The sequence below is a fragment of the Cryobacterium psychrotolerans genome (genome assembly GCF_900101115.1).
GTDB lineage: Bacteria > Actinomycetota > Actinomycetes > Actinomycetales > Microbacteriaceae > Cryobacterium > Cryobacterium psychrotolerans.
Genome location: NZ_FNFU01000045.1, coordinates 1 through 1,460 on the forward strand (window position 1 = coordinate 1; position 1,460 = coordinate 1,460).

Annotated in this window: 1 protein-coding gene; it reads right to left on the reverse strand. The window is 69.9% G+C overall.

Annotated elements, in window-relative coordinates; genetic code table 11:
* Positions 1-272: 272 nt before the first annotated feature.
* Positions 273-1,355, reverse strand: a complete 1,083-nt coding sequence (locus BLQ39_RS15455) for an IS110 family RNA-guided transposase (protein WP_174775316.1) — start codon at positions 1,353-1,355, stop codon at positions 273-275.
* Positions 1,356-1,460 lie beyond the last annotated feature (105 nt).

Here is a 1,460-nt window from a genome sequence, read left to right on the forward strand (position 1 = left end):
TTTGTCAAGTGGGCAGGGGTGAGCGGCGCCCTCGCCCGTCGGTGGGACGCCGCTCGTTCCGGTCGCGTGGGTGGTGACGCGCGGGTCGTGTTCGACGCGTTGTCACTCTGATATGCGCGGGTTGGTTACCGCATGACGGTGTGTTCGGCGGGGCGTTCACGCGAGTCTAGAGATCGAGCGTGACCCGGTGTGCGGGTCGCTCATAGGGCGTGTCGCGAGTCGCCCGGGACGCTGCCGTCACCACTGTTCGCGGCCGGAAGCCTCGGGACCGGTTAGGTCATCGCAGCCAAAGACCAGCACCAGCCGGCCAGTTCGCGGGCGATGGCGGCGTTGGCCACGACGGTGCGTTTCCCGCGCGCCTGGAACGCCAGCCACCGCTGGTGGAGACGCTGATTGCCGGCGTGCCCTCGGACGCGAGCCTCGGCCCCGGCGCGATCCCACCGTGCTCGCATGATCGGGGACGAGGGCCGGTAGGTGGGCCGGTGGTGCCAGGCGGCTTCGATCAGCAGCCGCCGAGCGTGCCCGTTGCCAGTCTTGGTGATCCCGCCCAGCGCCCGTGACGCCCCCGAGGAGTGCTCGGAGGGAACGAGCCCGAGATACGAGCCGATCCGACGGCCGTCGAGCCGGGTCCAGTCGCCGATCTCGACGGCCAGGGCGAACCCGGTCAGCGTGGAGATTCCACGCAGGCAGCCGAGCCGGTCGACCACCGGCGTGAACTCGCTGTTCCCAGCCATCTGCGCAATCGCCTCATCGAGCCGGCCCCGCCGGTCGAGGGTCGCGATCATCGCGTCGTAGCCGGCATCGAACGCGACCTGCAACCCGGGCAACTCGAACCGCTGCCTCCGCAACCAGGCCAGATGCGCGACCGTCCACGCCTTCCCCTCCGCGTACTGAATCCCTTGCCGCAGCAGCAGCTTGCTGACCCGGTGCCTGGCCGCCATCAGATCCCCGCGCGCGTCCTCCCGCGCCCGCACCAGATCCCTCGCCGCTTCCGCTTCAACGGTCGGAACGGTCACCGCCACGATCTCACCCAACCGCAGCAACCTGGCCAGATGCACCGCGTCCCGCGCGTCGGTCTTGACCCGATCCCCGACCGGGCGTTGCAACTTCGACGGCGCCGCGACCTCGCACCGCACCCCCGCCGCCCGCAACGCCCGCGCCAGCCCGAACCCCGTCGGGCCGGCTTCATACGTCGCCGCCACCGGGCCCGGCAACCCCGTCACCCACGCCACGACCTCCTCGACGCTCGCGCCCAGACGACGCTGCGTCAACTCGCCCGAGACTTCGTCGATCGCGGCCGCGACCACGCTCCGCGCGTGCACATCCAATCCAACACTCGTACGCTCGATAACCACTGGGGCCTCCCTCACATATGTGGCACTACGAGCCAGACACACCCGGCCCGCAACCCACGGTCTATGCGATCGGGAGGCCCCAGCTCAATACCCCATAGCGTCTAG